The sequence below is a fragment of the Nonomuraea cypriaca genome, assembly GCF_015645445.1.
Classification (GTDB): domain Bacteria; phylum Actinomycetota; class Actinomycetes; order Streptosporangiales; family Streptosporangiaceae; genus Nonomuraea; species Nonomuraea cypriaca.
In genome coordinates, this window is record NZ_JADOGI010000235.1 from 1 (window position 1) to 16,138 (window position 16,138).

The following is a 16,138-nucleotide window of genomic DNA, read 5'->3' on the forward strand; positions in this document are numbered from 1 at the left end:
CACCAGCACCCGCACGGGAGCGTCGCGCAGTGAGCCCGCAGCCTCATCGTAGGCGGCCCAGAACGCGGTGCCGGTGTCGGGTGCGGCCAGGTCGGCGGCGAAGGGGAACGCCGCGCCGCCGGCCGCGGTGATCTTTTCGACGACGCCGGCCGCGGCGGCCGAGTCCTGGCGGTAGTGAACGGCGACGGTGTATCCGTCGGCGGCGAGGCGGCCGGCGATGGCCGCGCCGATGCCACGGCTGGCGCCGGTGATGACTGCGACGCGGTCGGGCTCATGGGCGTTGAGCGCCTCGATGTCGCGCAGGTCGGTGTAGGACATGATGGCCCTTCTGTCGCCCCGGATCGGGGCGGTACTCGGATGTTGAGGACTCGCGACGCCTTTCGCGATCTCGTCGCGGCGGCCGTCGCTGAAGGGGGGAACCTTGATCCCGCGACTTCTATTCCGAGCGGTACATAAGTGGAGTCGCGCCACTGACTCACTCGCGCCGGCGAATCTCCTCACGCCCCGGCGAGCGCGATGAGGAGCGGGACGGGCAACGCGGTCGCGTTGTTGACGCCGTGCAACACGACGCCCGGCCAGATCGAACCCGACCAGCGGAACAGCAGGGCGGCGAGCACGCCGACGACGAACGCCACAGGCAGGACGGGGTTGATGCCGTGGGCGAAGCGAAGACCGCCGCGCTGGCGACGACCGCGATCCACGCGTGGTAGCGGGCGAACAGGGCGTTCGCGAGAACCCCGCGGAAGAACGCCTCCTCGCCGAGCGGCGTGGTGAGTGTCGGACGCTTTCGCATCCTTCATCTCGGCGGGGTCGCACGCCCCGCTAGGGCTGCCAGCTGCGCAGTGCCGTGTCGGCGATGTCCTGGAGGTCGTCGTGACCGACGCCGCCGGCGGCCTGGACAGCGATGCCGAACGCCACCGTCATGATGTATCGGGCGAGTCGCCCTGCGTCGGCGTCGCGCGGGAGGTCGCCCTCGTCGACGGCGCGCTGGAAGCGCTCCTCAAGGCGTAGGCCCGCATCGTTCCGCCAGCCGACGAGCAGATCGTGCGCGGGCCGGCCTCCGTCGCTTGCCGCCAGCGCGCCCTGCACTGTCAGGCATCCAGGATGGCCTTGGGAAAGGGTCGTGGTCCGAACCGCTCCATGCAGGAGCGCCTCGGCCACCCCTCGTGCGGTCGGCTCCTCCAGGGCGCGCGTGGCGTAGGAGGCCGGCCCCTCGATGTAGCGCTCCAGTGCCCTGCGGAACAGCTGCTCCTTGTTACCGAAGGCCGCGTACATGCTTGGCTTGGTGATCCCCATGGCCCCGGTCAGATCGGAGAGAGTTGCCCCCTCATATCCCCGCTCCCAGAACACCTGCATGGCGCGCTCCAGCGCCTCGTCGATGTCGAATCCCGGGGCCGGCTCATGTGACAAGCGCCGTCACGGGCACGCGACCGGGATGACGTCCTTCGGACGCGTGCAGCCGTGATCGCGGACAGTCGATCAGCGCCAGCCGAGTGCGGGAGCGACGTGGGTCAGGACCGATTCGAGCAGGTGGGCGTTGTAGTCCACACCGAGTTGGTTGGGAACCGTCAGCAGAAGCGTGTCGGCCGCCGCGATCGCCTCGTCGGTGGCCAGTTCCTTGACGAGCACGTCGGGCTCAGCGGCGTACGTGCGGCCGAAGACAGCCCTGGTGGTGGCGTCGATGAAGCCGATCTGGTCGGAACTCTCGCCTTCGTGACCGAAGTACGCACGGTCCGTGTCGTTGACGATCGGCATGATCGAACGGCTCACCGAGACCCGCGACTCACCCTCGTGACCGGCCTCTTTCCACGCCTGCCGGTAGGCCGCGATCTGCTCGGCCTGCTGCACATGGAACGGCTTGCCGTTCTCGTCATCCTTGAGGGTGGAACTCATCAGGTGCATGCCCAGCCCGGCGGCCCACTTCGCGGTCGCGTTCGAGCTGGAACCCCACCAGATCCGCTTCCGCAGCCCTTCCGAATGCGGCTCGACCCGCAGAAGCCCGGCCGGATTGGGGAACATCGGCCGTGGGTTGGGCCGGGCGAATCCCTCACCGTTCAGCACCTTGAGAAAGACCTCCGTGTGCCTGCGAGCCATGTCTGCATGGGTTTCGGCCTCACCCGGCTCATAACCGAAGTACCTCCAGCCGTCGATCACCTGTTCCGGTGATCCACGGCTGATGCCGAGCTGCAGCCGCCCGCCTGCGATGAGGTCGGCCGCGCCGGCGTCCTCGGCCATGTAGAGGGGGTTTTCGTACCGCATGTCGATGACGCCCGTGCCGATCTCGATCCGGCTCGTCTTCGCGCCGACGGCCGCCAGTAGCGGGAACGGGCTCCCAAGCTGCTGGGCGAAATGATGGACGCGGAAGTATGCGCCGTCGGCACCGAGCTCCTCGGTGGCCACCGCCAGCTCGATCGACTGCAGCAAGGCGTCGGACGCGCTGCGCACTTTCGAGTACGGTGAAGACGACCAGTGCCCGAAGTTCAGAAACCCGATCTTTTTCACACGGGCTTCAACCTTCTCCAGACCAGGGACATTCCAGCCGGGCCTGAAGATCCGTCCGACTGCTTCCTGTTACCGGTTCCTCCCGGACGGGCCGTCACGCTGGCGGAACAGCGATGCCGGCAACCAGCGCACCCAGGGCCTCGCCGAATCTCCTGCAGATCGAACGTGCACGAGCAGCCATTGAGCAACCACGGGCCATCCGTTCGGCTCTCAGCAGAGTGGTGTTTCTCGCCCTTCCCGACTACGACTGACTTACGGCTTCCGGTTCACCTTCGTCACATCCTGAGCTGGCAAGGCTCCTGCTGATCAGCCCCAGCCCCGACGGGGTGGCTGCCGGTCCCGCCCGCCGAGGTTTGGGTAAAGCCGCGCACCAGGCCCAAGTCACTCGACGGTGGCTGCCCCGTCCGGCTCATTCATTTTCCACGGTCTCCACGGCGGATCGCGCGGCCTGCCCAGCCGGGGACCCGAGCCCCGGCATGAAGGCCGCAGCGAGGTCGAGGCGTCGGCCGTGACGAGCACGCTCACCCCCTCATTCCGCCCCTCGATCCTGAGCACGGCAAACGCCCTCACCGCATGCAGCCGGCGCCGGCAAGGCGCGCAGAACCAGCAGTCCGGGGCCCTTCAGCGCCCATGCGTACCTCTGATAGCTTCAACGTTCAACTCGCCTGCTGAGCAGACCAGTTGACGTCCTGGTCGTACGCCGGACATCCGGACCCGGGACCTTGTCAGCCACCGCAGGCACGGCGGAAGAGAACGGAAGCCCCGCGATGAACGGTTCCGGCCAGCAGCCCCCGCAGATCGACACCAGCCGGGCGCATTCCGCCCGCATGTACGACTACTACCTCGGCGGCAAGGACTGGTACCCCGTCGACCAGGAGGCCGCCGAGAAGGTGAAGAAGGTCTTCCCCTTCATCGTCACCGGCGCACGGGCCAACCGCGACTTCATGCACCGCGCCACGCGAACCCTGGCCTCCGAGTACGGCATACGCCAGTTCGTCGACATCGGCACGGGGATCCCCACCGAGCCCAACCTGCACCAGGTGGCCCAGGAGGTGGCACCCGACGCCCGTGTCGTCTACGCGGACAACGACCCGATGGTGCTGGAGCATACCGACGCGCTGACGCTCGGCAGCCCGCAGGGCAGCACCGCCTACGTGCACGCCGACCTGCGTCACGACTCCGTTCTCGACCACCCCCGTCTCCGCGAGACCGTCGACCTGGACGAGCCCGTCGCCCTGTCTCTCCTCGCGGTGACGCACTTCCTCCCGGACGAGGACAAGCCGCAGGAGATCGTGAGGGCCATGGTCGAGCGGCTCGCGCCCGGCAGCTTCCTCGTGCTCTCGCACGCCACGCCCGACTTCAACCCCGCCGCCCACGACGCCGTGGCGGTCTACCGGCAGAGCGGCACCCCGGCGCAGATCCGCACCAGGGCGGAGATCGAGCGCTTCTTCGAGGGCACGGAACTGATCGAGCCCGGCCTGACCGCCACACACCGCTGGCGTCCCGACAGCGAATCCGGGATAACGGACGCGGACGCCTTCTTCTACGCGGGGATCGGCCGCAAGCCCTGATCTGCGGGCCGCCGCGCGGCCGCCGCCGATGCGGCCGGGCGTCGTCCGTCCGGCTACAGCTTGCCGGCGGTGTGCCGCCCGGAAATACGACTCTGTCCTTGACCTGCATCTTGCAGGATCAGGCTGCATGCACGTACTCCCCGATCCAGACCGCCGAGGATGGGGGCGGCGACGGAAGTGGGGAGCCTCCCGATCACCCCTTGGGCCGGGCTTCATACCGCCGGGCGGTAGCTGGTGCCGGGCTTGCGTCGAGGCCGCAATCGAGTAGCCGGGCCGAGACAGCTCTCCTTGGATCCTGCGATGCCCGCACCTATGAAACACCGCCCTGTCGAATGAAGTACGACGCGTCGTCGGTGTGAGCGTGCAGGGTGGTTCGCTTCCGGGGGTGTCTGCGTAGATCCCGAGCTCGGATGACTACGCTGGATCCGCAAGCTGGAGGAGGTCGCGATCTGTTTGGGCAACGAGAACACGCCTGGACGGCCTGAGCGCGAGGACACGCTCGGAGCCGAATGGGAGAGGCACCGGCCCGCGGTTTTCGGCGTGGCCTACCGGCTGCTGGGCAGCGTGGCCGATGCCGAGGACGTGACCCAGGACGTGTGGCTGCGGGCGGCCGGAACAGATCTGCGGGACATAGATGATCTGCGGGCCTGGCTGGTGACGGTGGCCGCACGGCGGTCGTACGACATTCTCAAGAGTGCCCGTTTCCGCCGGGAGACTTATGTCGGGCCGTGGCTGCCGGAGCCACTGCTGACGGGGCCGGACGCATCCGAGCCGGTCCTCGTCGATGAGTCCGTCGGCTCGGCCATGCTCCTGATCATGGATGAGTTGAGCCCGCCGGAGCGGGTGGCCTTCGTCCTGCACGATGTCTTCGGCCTTGAGTTCGGCCGGATCGCCGACGTGCTGGGTGTCTCCGTGCCGGGTGCCCGGCAGTTGGCCTCGCGGGCGCGGCGGCGGGTGGCCGACGCGAAGCAGTCTTCGCCGCAGGCGTCGAAGGCGGAGCGTGAACGTGTGCTGGCGGCCTTTCGCGCCGCCTACGAGGCCGGGGATCTGGCTGGCCTGGTCAGGCTGCTGCACCCGGACGCCGTCTACGTCACCGACGGCGGCGGCGGGGTCGCCGCGATGCGCAAGCCCGTCCACGGTGGTGAGCGCGTCGCTGAGGTGATGGTGCGCGTGGGTCGCCAGTGGCGTCCGGACCGCATCGACCTCGTCGAGGTCGGCGGCGAGCTCGCCCTGGTGTGCCACCGGGAGGGCCGTGTCTACTCCGTGGACACGCTGCAGATCACCGACGGTCTGATCACCGCGTACCGCAGGATCATCAACCCGGACAAGCTTTCTCACCTCTGAGCGGTCACACCCCGAGGGGTCACCTCGTCTCCCTGATGAGAACCCCAACGGGACAGACGAAGGAACGCTCGTGAGCAGATGAGATCGATCATGCCGGACGGCATGCGTCCACCTGCTGCTGCGCAGCAAGCTCGCCGGTCAGCGCGTGAGCACCTACCGCCAAGGCGAGAACTGGGTCGAGCAGCCGGGCGCCCACCACGTCCTCACCGAGAACACCAGCCGGACCAAACGGGCCAAGCTCCTGGTCGTCTTCGTCTCCAACACCGGAGACAAGCTCAAGGTCGACGACCCGAGGTCGTAGTGCGTCGTACGCAGCGGGCGGCAACGTGCCCGCACGAACTCACCGTCCCTGCCGGAACACAGCCCACCGGCCACCAAGACGCGCCCGAAGTGCACGGCGCAGGCCACACGCCCGAATCGAAGGAACCACGACCACGCAGCGCGTCAATATCGGCAAGCAGCACCCGAGCGCCGACAAGGCCCTCATCGCCTTGTCGGCGGAGGCGGAAGAGACCGCTGCCGCGGCAGGCCTTGACTTGCTCATGATCGAGCGCTGTCGGGCGGCGACGGCTACGACCGGGCGGACGGCAGGGACGGCCTGGTGTCCATCGAGGGGACCCGCGCCTACCCGGGGACAGCGACGGGACGGTGGCCGACGCGCGGCTGCTGTGGCAGACCGTGCGGCGGCCCAACCTCCTGGTGAAGATCCCGGCGACCGAGGAAGGGCTCGCCTCGGCCGCCGCGCGGGCGTCGGCTCCGGTGACGACCGTTCCGGCGCCGAGGTCGGCGCCGTCTCCCAGGACCGCCCGCGCGTCCTGGATCACCTCCAGCGCATTGCGGGTGACCAGGGAGACCTCGATCAGCCGTACGCCTTCCTCGGCCAAGGTGATGACCGTGCGAAGCGCCGCGCGCGTGTCCGGACCCCGGACGATGGCCGGCAGTCTGTGGGCGTGCAGCGTGCCGAGCAACCCCGCGGCCTGCGCGGCGGGTGCGACGGGCCGAGGGGAGTTCTGTGCGGTCATGAACTCATCCGTTCCGCGGCCACCACGAGCCGCCAGGTCAGTTCACCGGACGAGGGGACGACCGCCGCCTCACCGGGGCCGGCTTCCGCCAGGTCGAACACGGTGCCGAGCATGGGTTCCACTCCGACGCTGCGATATGGCGCGTGTTCGGGAAACCCGCCGAGATTACGCCACACGGCGGTACTGACGGGGACTCCCGGTGGTGCCTCCAGCCGCAGGTCGAGGAAGTCGGCCTGGTCCTCCACCCGCACGGCGGCGCACCGCAGCAGGGCCCCCACGGCCGTGCCGTCGTCAGGGCCGAACCGGTCGAGTTCCAGTCCGAATGGCGCGGGCCAGTGCCCGTCCAGGTGGGCGGCGCCGTACGGCCAGGCGGAACCCAGCAGCGGTGCCGCCTCGGGGAAGAGCCGCACAGGCGTTCCGTCCGGAGCGACGAGCCGCGCCTTCTCACTGAGGTCGAGCAGCGCGTGAGCGGCCCAGAGGAACCTGAACCCCGGGTCGGCGGACAGCCGGTAGGTCGCCACGACCGCCCCGGCCTCGTCGCCGATCGTACGGGTCAGCTCGAATCCGTCGCAGCCCACCGTGCTCCGGGCCGGGACGCCCGTCCAGGGGCGGCTCCACGCGTCGCCGTGGTCGGGCAGCCCACGGACCGTGGGCACGCACTCTTCGAGACCGCCGACGTCGACGAATACCGATCCCGGGACGACCGCGGACCTGGCGGGATCGGGCCGTGACCACAACCATTCGCGGCCGTCTCCGGACAACGACGTCCACCGGCCGCCCCGGGCGAGGTCGAAGCGCGCCGACAGGGGAATCACCACTCGGCCACTCCGCCGTCGTCGTGTCTCCAGACCGGGTTGCGCCACGCGTGTCCCGCCTGGTCGGCGCGCCTGACCGCGGCCTCGTCGATCTCCACCCCGAGTCCGGGTGCCTCCGGACGGGAGACGTACCCGTCGGTGAAGCGGAATACGGCGGGGTCGGCCACGTAGTCGAGCAAGTCCGCGCCGTCGTTGTAGTGCAGGCCGATGGACTGTTCCTGGATCAGGAAGTTCGGTGTGGCGAACGCTACCTGGAGGCTGGCCGCGAGGGCGAGCGGGCCGAGCGGGCAGTGCGGGGCGAGCTTGGCGTCCCACACCTCGGCGAGTGCGGCGATCCGCCGGGTCTCCGAGATGCCGCCGGCGTGGGACAGGTCGGGCTGCACCACGGACACTCCGGCCTCCAGCGCGGCCCTGAAGTCCCACCGCGAGTACAGCCGCTCCCCGGTGGCGACGGGGACGCTGCTGGCGGCCACCACGCCGGGTAACAGGTGCGGGCGGTCGGGCAGCACCGGCTCCTCGGCGAACATCGGCTGGAACTCCGCGATGAGCGGCAGGATCCGCCGGGCGTCCGCGGCGCTGACCCGGCCGTGGAAGTCCACCGCCAGGTCACGGGCCGGGCCGAGGATCTCCCTGGCCAGTGCCACCCGTTTCACCACACTCGCGATGCCGGCGGGGGTGGCGAGGGCGGGCATGCGACCGGAGGCGTTCATCTTGACCGCGGTGAACCCGGCTTCGAGCCTGGCGCCGATGCCCTCGGCGAGTTCGGCGGGCTCGTCGCCGCCCACCCAGGAATACACGCGGACCCGATCCCGTACGGGCCCGCCGAGCAACGCGTGGACCGGGGCGCCGTAGGCCTTGCCCGCGATGTCCCACAGCGCCTGGTCGATGCCTGCCAAGGCGCTGGAGAGCACCGGGCCGCCCCGGTAGAACCCACCGTTCGCCATGACCTGCCAGTGATCTTCGATGCGCAGGGGGTCCCGCCCGATCAGGTACTCCGCCAGCACGTGTACGGCGGCGCGCACCGGCTCGGCGCGGCCCTCCACGATCGGCTCCCCCCAGCCGACCACGCCTTCGTCGGTCTCCACCCGGCAGAACAGCCAGCGCGGTGGCACGAGGAACGTCTCGATCCTGGTGATCTTCACCATTGCCTCCGAATGTCGATTCCGTGCCCGTCCGTCATGCGGAGTCCTTGACCGCCGTCCAGCCGCCGTCGACCAGGAGGGAGGCACCGGTGATGTACGAGCTCTCGGCACAGGCCAGGAAGGTCACCGCGGCGGCCACCTCGTCAGGGCGGCCGAACCTCGCGGCGGCGGTGGCCGCCACGCTGCGCCGACGGTCCTGCTCGCTGATGCCGTCCCAGGCTGGGGTGAGGATCGGCCCGGGGATCACGGTGTTGACCCGCACCTCGGGGCCGTACTCCACGGCGAGCTGGCGGCCGAGCGACACGAGCCCGCCCTTGGCGGCCGCGTACGCCGGGTGCCCGGGGATGCCCACCAGTGCGTGCACGGAGGAGGTCAGCACGACGGCGCCGCGGCTCTCCCTCAGCAGCCCGGCGCACGCGTTGACCGCCAGATAGGTGGCTTTCAGGTTGACCGAGAGCTGCCGGTCCCAGTCGTCCTCCGGCATTTCGTGCGCCGGAGCCCGCACCACCGTGCTGGCGTTGCTGTGCAGCACGTCCAGCCGGCCGAACTCGGCTCGCGCCGTGTCGGCGATGCGCCGCCAGATCTCGGCCTGGGAGACGTCACCCTTGACCGCCAGCACGTCCGGCCGGTCGGGGCTCTGGTCGGTCAGGTCCACCGCGATCACGCGTGCGCCTTCGCGCAGAAAGCGCTCCACCACCGCGGCGCCGATGCCGGAGGCCGCGCCGGTCACCACGGCGACCTTCTCTGACAACAATCCTCGTCCCAATGTCTCCACCTTGTCGCTTCATCGAGTCACATCATCAAGTTCACGTCATCAAGTTCACGCTTGGGACCGGCCGCTGATCGGCGGGATGCCTGACGGCACTTCCCAAAGCATCGGCGCTAGTCAACACGTGCCCGCCGGTCGCTAGGAATGTCCGATGCGTGAGATCGCCTGGACGATCCGATGCAGATGGCATACTGGCCCGATGCCCATCCAGGAAGGCTTCCGCAACCAGCGGCTGACCGTCGTGCCGCGCCGGGTCGTGGCCGAGGCGCACTCCCGCCCGGTGACCCGGCGCCTCATGGTCACGGACACCGGCTACTATCCGGCAGCCGCGGATCACCTGATGACCCGGCCCAACGGCATCGAGGAGACCATCCTCATCCTGTGCACGGCCGGTATGGGATGGGCGAACATCGGGGGAGCCCAATACCGCGTCGGATCGAACGCGGCCCTGGTGATCCCACGCGGCATCCCGCACGCGTACGGCGCGTCCGCCGACAGTCCCTGGACGATCTGGTGGTGCCACCTGCGCGGCACCGATCTACCCGAGCTGATCGAGGCGATCGGCGTCGGCGCGTCCAGGCCGGTGGTCTCCATCCGGCGTCTCGATCGAGCCGTGGCCCTGCTCGACGAGATCGTGACCATGCTGGAACGGGATCATTCACCGGCCGGCCTGATGGGCGCGGCGGGCGCGGCGTGGAAGCTGCTCACCCAGATCGTGGTCGACCGCGCCATGCCCACGCCGGGCGACCCGTTGCAGCGCGCGATGGCCTACCTGACCGAGCGACTGGACACCACCGTACGGGTCGCCGACCTGGCTTCGCTGGTCGGTGTCTCGCCCTCCCATCTGAGCGCGCTGTTCCGCCGCGCCACCGGAGGCGGGGTGCTCGCGCACCACACGGCACTCCGGATGGCGCAGGCGCGCAACCTCCTCGACACCACGGACACCACCATCGCCGACATCGCCCGCGAAGTCGGCTATTCCGACCCGTTCTACTTCTCCCGTCACTTCAGGCGGATGCATGAGGCCAGCCCCACCGAGTACCGCGACCGCGCGAAGGGCTAGGACGCCGCCGGCGTACTCACCACCCGCAGCAGCACCGACCGGTCGACGTCCAGGGACGGCGCTTCGACGCCGACGAGCCGTAGCGCCCGCCCGGGCAGGGTGACGCCGGCGTGCAGCCACGGCGGCGGCACGGTGCCGGGGGCGGGAGCGGTTCCCGGGTAGACGGCTTCGACCGTGTAGTCACGCGTGTCGTCCAGCCCCGGGAACCGGATCCGTCCCGGCGGCCAGGTGGCGGGGCGCTCGACGACGCTGAACGCGTAGAGCGCCTCGGCGCGGTCGTCCGACACGACCCCCTCCAGCCGGTACGCCGCGTCGGCGAGGTCGGCGTGGACCACCTCGCCCGAGTGCAGCAGGCCCCGGTGCTCCTTGTGGAACGCGATCCACCGCGCCAGCGCCGCCCGGGTCTCGTCGTCCGCGGTGAGCAGATTCGTCTCGACTCCCAGGTGTCCCCACAGTGCCTTCTCCGCGCGATAGTCGAGCGGATGGGTCCGGTGGGTGGTGTGCGACTCCTCGGCCCCGATGTGCGTGCCCTGCATCTCCGGCGGGACCAGCAGCCCCGTCCAGCGCTGGATCTCCAGCCGCTCGTGCGGGTCGTTGCAGTCACTCGGCCACACCCGGTCGGCGAACTCCAGCACGCCGAGGTCGATGCGCCCCCCGCCGCTGGCGCACGACTCGATCTCCAGCCCCGGGTGGGCGGTTTTGAGCTGCTCCATCAACCGGTACGCCTGCTCGACCTGGGTGCGCACCCCCGGCCGGCCGTCGGGAACGTGGCCGGCGTCGAGCAGGTACCGGTTGTGGTCCCACTTGATGTAGGCGATGCCGAGCGAGCCGACGAGTTCGTTCATCCGGTCGAACAGGTAGGAGTACGCGCCGGGATGGCCGAGGTCGAGCACATGCTGGTACCGGGAGGGCAGGCCGGGGCCGTGCCCCGCGTCGAAGATCCACTCCGGGCGCCGGCGGGCCAGCTCGGAGTCCAGGTTGACCATCTCCGGTTCGAACCAGAGCCCGAAGTCCATCCCGAGTTCGCGCACCCGGTCGGCGAGCGGTTCGAGGCCCTTCGACCAGACGGCGGGGTCGACCGTCCAGTCGCCGAGCGAGCTGGTGTCGTCCCGGCGGCCCAAGAACCAGCCGTCGTCCACCACGAACCGCTCGGCGCCCAGCTCCGCGCCTCGTTCGGCGAGTCTGAGCAGCGTGTCGAGGTCGTGCTGGAAGTAGACCGCCTCCCACGTGTTCAGCACCACGGGCCGGGGAGAGCGAGGGCGCCGCGGCCGGGACCTCAGGTGCCGATGGAAGCGCGCGGCGAGTTCGTCCAGCCCTGCCCCCCACGACCCGTACTGCCAGCGGCTCTGGAACACCTCGCCCTGCCCGAGCACCGACTCGCCGGGCAGCAGCAGCTCTCCCGCGGCGAGGTGCCGCGTGCCCGCCGGGGTCAGCTCGGCGGCGAGCACCTGGTTGCCGCTCCACGCCAGGTGGGTGGCCCACACCAGCCCGTCCCTGAACCCGAATCCCCGTTCACCGGCGACCAGCAGCAGGGTGTGCTCCAGTCCCGGTTTGCCGCCCCGTGAGGCCCGCACCCGCTCGCCCACCTGGAACGGGCTCCGCTGCGGCACGCGTTCGAGCGCCCAGCGACCGGTCAGGTCGAGGATCTCCGTGGCGTCCGACGGCACGGGAAGAGCCAGTTCGAGGGAGGTGACACGGTACGGCGTCGCCGTGTCGTTCGTGATCCGGGCCCGCTGGCGGACGAGTCCACTGCCGGCGAGCACCTGGATCTCGACGTCGATCGCGAGCCCGTAGTCGGGGTCGTGCGCCCCGCTGTGGAGCACGGGCCCACCGGCCGCGTCGACGACTTCGTGCGTCGCCTCGCGGAAGTACGGCGCCCAGCGGCGGCCGTCGCTGTCCCCGACGAGTCCCGGGCGCCCCAGCCAGCCCTCCGTGAGCTGGGGAAGCACCGGGACCGGCTGCGGGTAGGTGACCGGGCTGTCGCCGACGGCGGGCAGTGCGGCCCGCTGGAGGCCGGCCAGGGCGTCGGCACCGAGCTCGCCGAGATCCGGCCCCCAGTGCAGGACGCGCGGAAGCCGTCCGCCGTCGACGGCGACGACGAGGCTGGTGCCTCCCGCGCGCAGGTGGATCGGTGTGTGCATGCCGTTCGCCGTTCCGTTGTTCCGTGGGTGTCCCGTCATCCCTTGAGCCCGCTGTTCGCGATGCCCGCGAAGAACTGGCGTTGCAGCAGCAGGAAGACGATCACGAGAGGTATCGAGCACACGAGTGCGCCCGCCATCAGGGTCGGGTAGTCCGTGCCGAACTGTCCCTGCAGTCCGGCCAGGCCCACCGGCAGCGGCCGGTTCTGCCCGGAGGGCGAGACGATGAGCGGCCAGAGCAGGTCATTCCACGAGTAGAGCCCGGTCAGCACGGTCAGCGCGGCGAGCATCGGCCTGGCCATGGGGAGCATGACGTACCAGAACACCTGGAACGGGTTGGCGCCGTCGAGCCGGGCCGCCTCCTCGTAGTCCTTCGGCATGTTGAGGAAGGCCTGTCGCATCAGGAAGGTGCCGAACGCCGAGAACAGGCCGGGGATCGCCAGTGCCGGCAGGGTGTCCAGCAGATTCAGGTCGCGGATCAGCCCGTACTGGCCGATCAGGAAAAGCTGGCTGGGCACCATCAGCATGGCGACGAACAGGCCGAACAGCGCGCCGCTGCCGCGGAACGGCATGCGCGCGAAGGCGTAGCCGGCCAGCGTGGCGACCGCGACCTGCCCGGCGACCCGCAGCACCAGCGATCCCACGGAAACCGCGAACATCGACCAGAACGGCACGGTCGAGAAGAACGTCTCGAACGAGTGCAGGCTGAACTCGGCCGGCAGCACCGTCGGCGGGACCCTGCTGACTTCGGAGTTCGTCTTGAAGACGGTGAGGATCTGCCAGACGAACGGCACGATCATGATGGTGGCCGCGATGCTCAGGACCACGTGGATCGGCCAGGTGGAGACCGGTTTCGCACGCCGCGGCGGGCGGCGGCGGACGACAGGCTCAGCCATAGAAGACCCAGGATTTCTGAAGACGGAACTGCAGAGCCGTGGCGATCATGATCACGATGAGCAGCACGATCGCGATCGCGGCGCCGTAGCCCTGGTCGAACTGTACGAACGCCTTCTCGTAGAACAGGTAGACGATCGTCTTGGAGTCGGCGAGGGCGGTGTTGTTCACGCTGCGCAGCATGATGAAGATCAGGTCGAACATCTGCAGGGCGGCGATCACGGTGAGGATCGTGACGAAGAAGATGCTCGGGCTGAGCAGCGGCACGGTGAAGTGGAAGAACTGCCGGACGCGGCCGGCGCCGTCGAGGGCGGACGCCTCGTAGACGGCCTTCGGGATCGCCTGCAGACCGGCGCCGAGGATGATCAGGTTGATGCCGAGGCCCATCCAGATGCCGACGACGCCGAACGCGTAGATCGTGAACCGGGGGTCGGCCACCCAGTACTGGCCGTCGATGCCGAACCACGACAGCACATAGTTGAGCAGCCCGAAGTCGCCGTTGTAGATGAACCGCCAGACCATGCCGATGGCGACGGGCAGGGTGACGACCGGCAGGAAGAAGAGCACCCGGTAGATCGTGCGTCCCCGGCCGACCTGCTCGATCAGCGCGGCCAGCACGACCGACAGCGGGATGCCGAGCAGGACGATAGCGGTGTAGAGGGCGGAGTTCCCGAACGCCTCCCAGACCTCGCCGTCGCCGAGCAGAGTCGCATAGTTGTCGATCCCCACGAAGCCGGCGGGCCCGAACGCGGGGACGTCTTGGAAGCTCTTGACCAGCGTGGATAGGAACGGCCACAGATACAGGGCGACCAGGCCGATCGTGGCCGGGGCGATGAACGCGAGCGCCCACCACACGCTGGGCTGATTACCGTCCGTGCGGCGGCCGGCCGTCCGCCGCACGGGCTTGGTTGCCACGTTCGTCATTTCTCGGCGAGCACCTGGTCGACGGCGTCCTGATACTCCTTCGCCGCGGCCTCAACGGGCTTGGCGCCCTCCCAGGCCGGCGTCAGATACTGCGCCGAGAGACCCTGCCATTCGGCCGTGTTCCCCGCGATCGGGAGCGGAACGCCGTACTCGATGGCGTCGATGAAGACCTGGAGCTTGAATTCCGGCATCGAGTCGAGCCACGGCTGCTGCGTCCCCTTGTACGCGGGCAGCACCGTCCCGGTGGCCGCCTGGATCTCGGCCGCCTTGGTACCGCCGAGGAAGGCGAGGAACTTCTTGAGCTCCTCCGGGTGCTTGCTGCCGGCGTACCCGGCGTTGCCGATGCCGCTGGTGACGGTGGCGCGCTTGACGCCCTTCGGCAGCGGGGCGACGTCGACCTTGCCCTTCAGGTCGGCGTTCTTGTGGAACCGCAGCGCCCAGTACGCGCCGGAGAAGTACATGGCGACCTTCTGATTCTCGAACATCGAGACCGCCTCGGTGTCCGACAACTGCTTCAGTGTCGGCGACGAGCCCGCCGCCTGGAGGTCGGCCCAGAACTTGAGGCCGGCCACCCCGGCCGGTCCCGCGAAGTCGGAGGCCGTGCCGCCCGGCTTGATGATGGTGCCGCCGGCCTGCAGGATCGTGTTGTAGTAGCCTCCCTGCGGGTCGATCGGGGCGGCGATTCCCCAGACGCCCTTGGCCTTGTCCGTCAGCTTCTTGGCCGCGTCCTGCGCCTCCTTCCAGCCCCACGTGTCATCCGGGTACTTGACGCCCGCGGCGTCGAAGAGCGCCTTGTTGTACCAGATGGCGTTGGTGTCGAAGTCCTTCGGCAGCGCGAAGATCTTGCCCTCGTAGGTGTAGGAGTCGGAGACGGCCTTGGGGTAGGCGCCCATGTCGATCCCCGAGGACTTCACCGTGTCGGACAGGTCGACCAGCGCACCGCCCTTCGCGTACTCGCGGAAGTGGTCGGCGAGCATCCAGAACGCGTCCGGCGCGGTGCCGCCGGCGGCGCCCACCTGGAGCGTCGACCAGTACTCGGTCCACGGCAGCGTCTGGATCTTGACGGTGATGTTCGGATTCTGCTTCTGGAACTCGGCGGCGATCTGCTCCATCGCGGGAGCCTGGTCCTCGCTCCAGTTCGCGTAGGTGAGGGTGACCTTCTCGTCCGACGTGCTGCCGGATCCGCCGGAGCAGGCGGTGAGGAGTGTCGCTGCCACGGCCATGGCCATGGCGGCCGTCCAGTTGTGCTTCATGATGTTCCTCGTACTTCGTGCGCCGGTCGTCGCCGGCCGGGGGAGTTAGCGGTTGACGGATGTGACGTGGACGGTGGTGTCGACCCAGTCGACGTGCACGCCGACGTCGTCGGGACCGGCGGCCTCGCTGCGCAGGCACAGCGTACGGACCCCCTGGATGTCCAGGTTGAAGGTGGTGACGGGCTTGCCCGCCGCGACGACGGCGGCGAAGATCTCGCGGTCGTCCGCAAGCACGCTGACCCTGGCGGTGCCGGTGGACTCGTCGTCGACGCCGACGGCGCCGGTGCACAGCTCGGCGCGTCCGCCCAGATGGAAGCGGGCCTCGGAGTACGGTGCGGTGCCGAGGCCGCGCTCGAACTCCTGCCCGGCCACCCGCATCGGTCCTCCGTCGCCGGGATTGCCCGCGCCGTTCGACTGGTCGCGCTCGACGGGGCCGTCCTCGTTGGCGAACGTGATCATCGGCAGTTCCGACAGCGCGTACTCGCCGGGCGTCAGAGGGTGCACGACGCGCGCGTGCGCGACGACGGGGACGGTGTCGTCCGTGCCGTCGGCGTCCCGCTCGACCGTCACGACACCGAGTTGCCCGGGGTGCAGCCCTGGTCCGGGGCGGACGGCCCAGCCGGTCTCGGTGACCCGCTCGGCGGTCCAGCCCGCGGGCAGGCGCAGCCGGGCGTCGGCGTCTGTGGTGATCGACGCGGTCC

General features: G+C 69.5%; 15 protein-coding genes and 1 pseudogene. 4 read left to right on the forward strand and 12 right to left on the reverse strand.

The genetic code is table 11. The annotated features are described in order from the left end of the window. The 4 genes and pseudogenes from ITP53_RS45535 to ITP53_RS45550 all read right to left on the reverse strand — a co-directional run. Positions 1-318 (reverse strand): SDR family NAD(P)-dependent oxidoreductase (locus ITP53_RS45535; RefSeq protein WP_195901706.1); only part of this gene is annotated, 318 nt, incomplete at its 3' end. A 179-nt stretch (positions 319-497) separates the two neighbouring features. Then, a pseudogene (locus tag ITP53_RS45540) lies at positions 498-793 on the reverse strand (CPBP family intramembrane glutamic endopeptidase). Between the two features lie 29 nt (positions 794-822). Further along, positions 823-1,410: a TetR/AcrR family transcriptional regulator gene (locus ITP53_RS45545; protein ID WP_236051927.1), complete on the reverse strand. Its 588-nt coding sequence runs from the start codon at positions 1,408-1,410 to the stop codon at positions 823-825. Between the two features lie 69 nt (positions 1,411-1,479). Further along, positions 1,480-2,445: an LLM class flavin-dependent oxidoreductase gene (locus ITP53_RS45550; protein WP_456238116.1), complete on the reverse strand. Its 966-nt coding sequence runs from the start codon at positions 2,443-2,445 to the stop codon at positions 1,480-1,482. A gap of 824 nt (positions 2,446-3,269) precedes the next feature. Here ITP53_RS45550 and ITP53_RS45555 point away from each other — a divergent pair. The 3 genes from ITP53_RS45555 to ITP53_RS45565 all read left to right on the forward strand — a co-directional run bounded on the left by ITP53_RS45555 (position 3,270) and on the right by ITP53_RS45565 (position 5,718). After that, positions 3,270-4,073, forward strand: coding sequence for an SAM-dependent methyltransferase (locus tag ITP53_RS45555; RefSeq protein WP_195901708.1), 804 nt, complete (start codon positions 3,270-3,272; stop codon positions 4,071-4,073). Between the two features lie 453 nt (positions 4,074-4,526). Next, positions 4,527-5,417, forward strand: coding sequence for an RNA polymerase sigma factor SigJ (gene sigJ / locus ITP53_RS45560; protein WP_195901709.1), 891 nt, complete (start codon positions 4,527-4,529; stop codon positions 5,415-5,417). A gap of 145 nt (positions 5,418-5,562) precedes the next feature. Next, a complete protein-coding gene (locus ITP53_RS45565) occupies positions 5,563-5,718 on the forward strand; it encodes a cupin domain-containing protein (protein ID WP_195901710.1) in 156 nt (51 codons plus the stop codon). Positions 5,719-6,435: 717 nt separating this feature from the next. Here the strand turns inward: ITP53_RS45565 and ITP53_RS58565 are convergent. Genes ITP53_RS58565 through ITP53_RS45585 form a run of 3 tightly spaced genes read right to left on the reverse strand, consistent with a single transcriptional unit; the run spans position 6,436 to position 9,147 of the window. Then, on the reverse strand, positions 6,436-7,257 hold the full coding sequence (locus ITP53_RS58565) for a hypothetical protein (RefSeq protein ID WP_195901711.1): 822 nt from the start codon (positions 7,255-7,257) through the stop codon (positions 6,436-6,438). Beyond that, on the reverse strand, positions 7,251-8,399 hold the full coding sequence (gene dgoD, locus ITP53_RS45580) for a galactonate dehydratase (RefSeq protein WP_207757355.1): 1,149 nt from the start codon (positions 8,397-8,399) through the stop codon (positions 7,251-7,253). Before dgoD ends, ITP53_RS58565 begins: the two co-directional genes overlap by 7 nt. A gap of 31 nt (positions 8,400-8,430) precedes the next feature. Beyond that, the gene (locus ITP53_RS45585) at positions 8,431-9,147 is read right to left on the reverse strand and encodes an SDR family NAD(P)-dependent oxidoreductase (RefSeq protein ID WP_195901712.1); all 717 of its coding nucleotides are present in this window, start codon (positions 9,145-9,147) and stop codon (positions 8,431-8,433) included. Between the two features lie 217 nt (positions 9,148-9,364). Here ITP53_RS45585 and ITP53_RS45590 point away from each other — a divergent pair, with 217 nt between their 5' ends. Beyond that, positions 9,365-10,228, forward strand: coding sequence for an AraC family transcriptional regulator (locus tag ITP53_RS45590; protein WP_195901713.1), 864 nt, complete (start codon positions 9,365-9,367; stop codon positions 10,226-10,228). Here the strand turns inward: ITP53_RS45590 and ITP53_RS45595 are convergent. The 5 genes from ITP53_RS45595 to ITP53_RS45615 all read right to left on the reverse strand — a co-directional run. Further along, on the reverse strand, positions 10,225-12,369 hold the full coding sequence (locus ITP53_RS45595; RefSeq protein WP_195901714.1) for an alpha-galactosidase: 2,145 nt from the start codon (positions 12,367-12,369) through the stop codon (positions 10,225-10,227). The two genes, ITP53_RS45590 and ITP53_RS45595, sit on opposite strands and share 4 nt — an antisense overlap. Positions 12,370-12,404: 35 nt before the next feature. Continuing rightward, the gene (locus ITP53_RS45600; protein ID WP_195901715.1) at positions 12,405-13,262 is read right to left on the reverse strand and encodes a carbohydrate ABC transporter permease; all 858 of its coding nucleotides are present in this window, start codon (positions 13,260-13,262) and stop codon (positions 12,405-12,407) included. Then, on the reverse strand, positions 13,255-14,184 hold the full coding sequence (locus tag ITP53_RS45605) for a carbohydrate ABC transporter permease (protein ID WP_195901716.1): 930 nt from the start codon (positions 14,182-14,184) through the stop codon (positions 13,255-13,257). Before ITP53_RS45605 ends, ITP53_RS45600 begins: the two co-directional genes overlap by 8 nt. Then, complete coding sequence (locus ITP53_RS45610; RefSeq protein ID WP_195901717.1) at positions 14,181-15,437, reverse strand: ABC transporter substrate-binding protein; 1,257 nt, start codon at positions 15,435-15,437, stop codon at positions 14,181-14,183. The genes ITP53_RS45605 and ITP53_RS45610 overlap by 4 nt, the downstream gene beginning before the upstream one ends. A gap of 45 nt (positions 15,438-15,482) precedes the next feature. Then, positions 15,483-16,138: NPCBM/NEW2 domain-containing protein (locus ITP53_RS45615; protein ID WP_195901718.1), on the reverse strand; the 656-nt coding region annotated here is incomplete at its 5' end.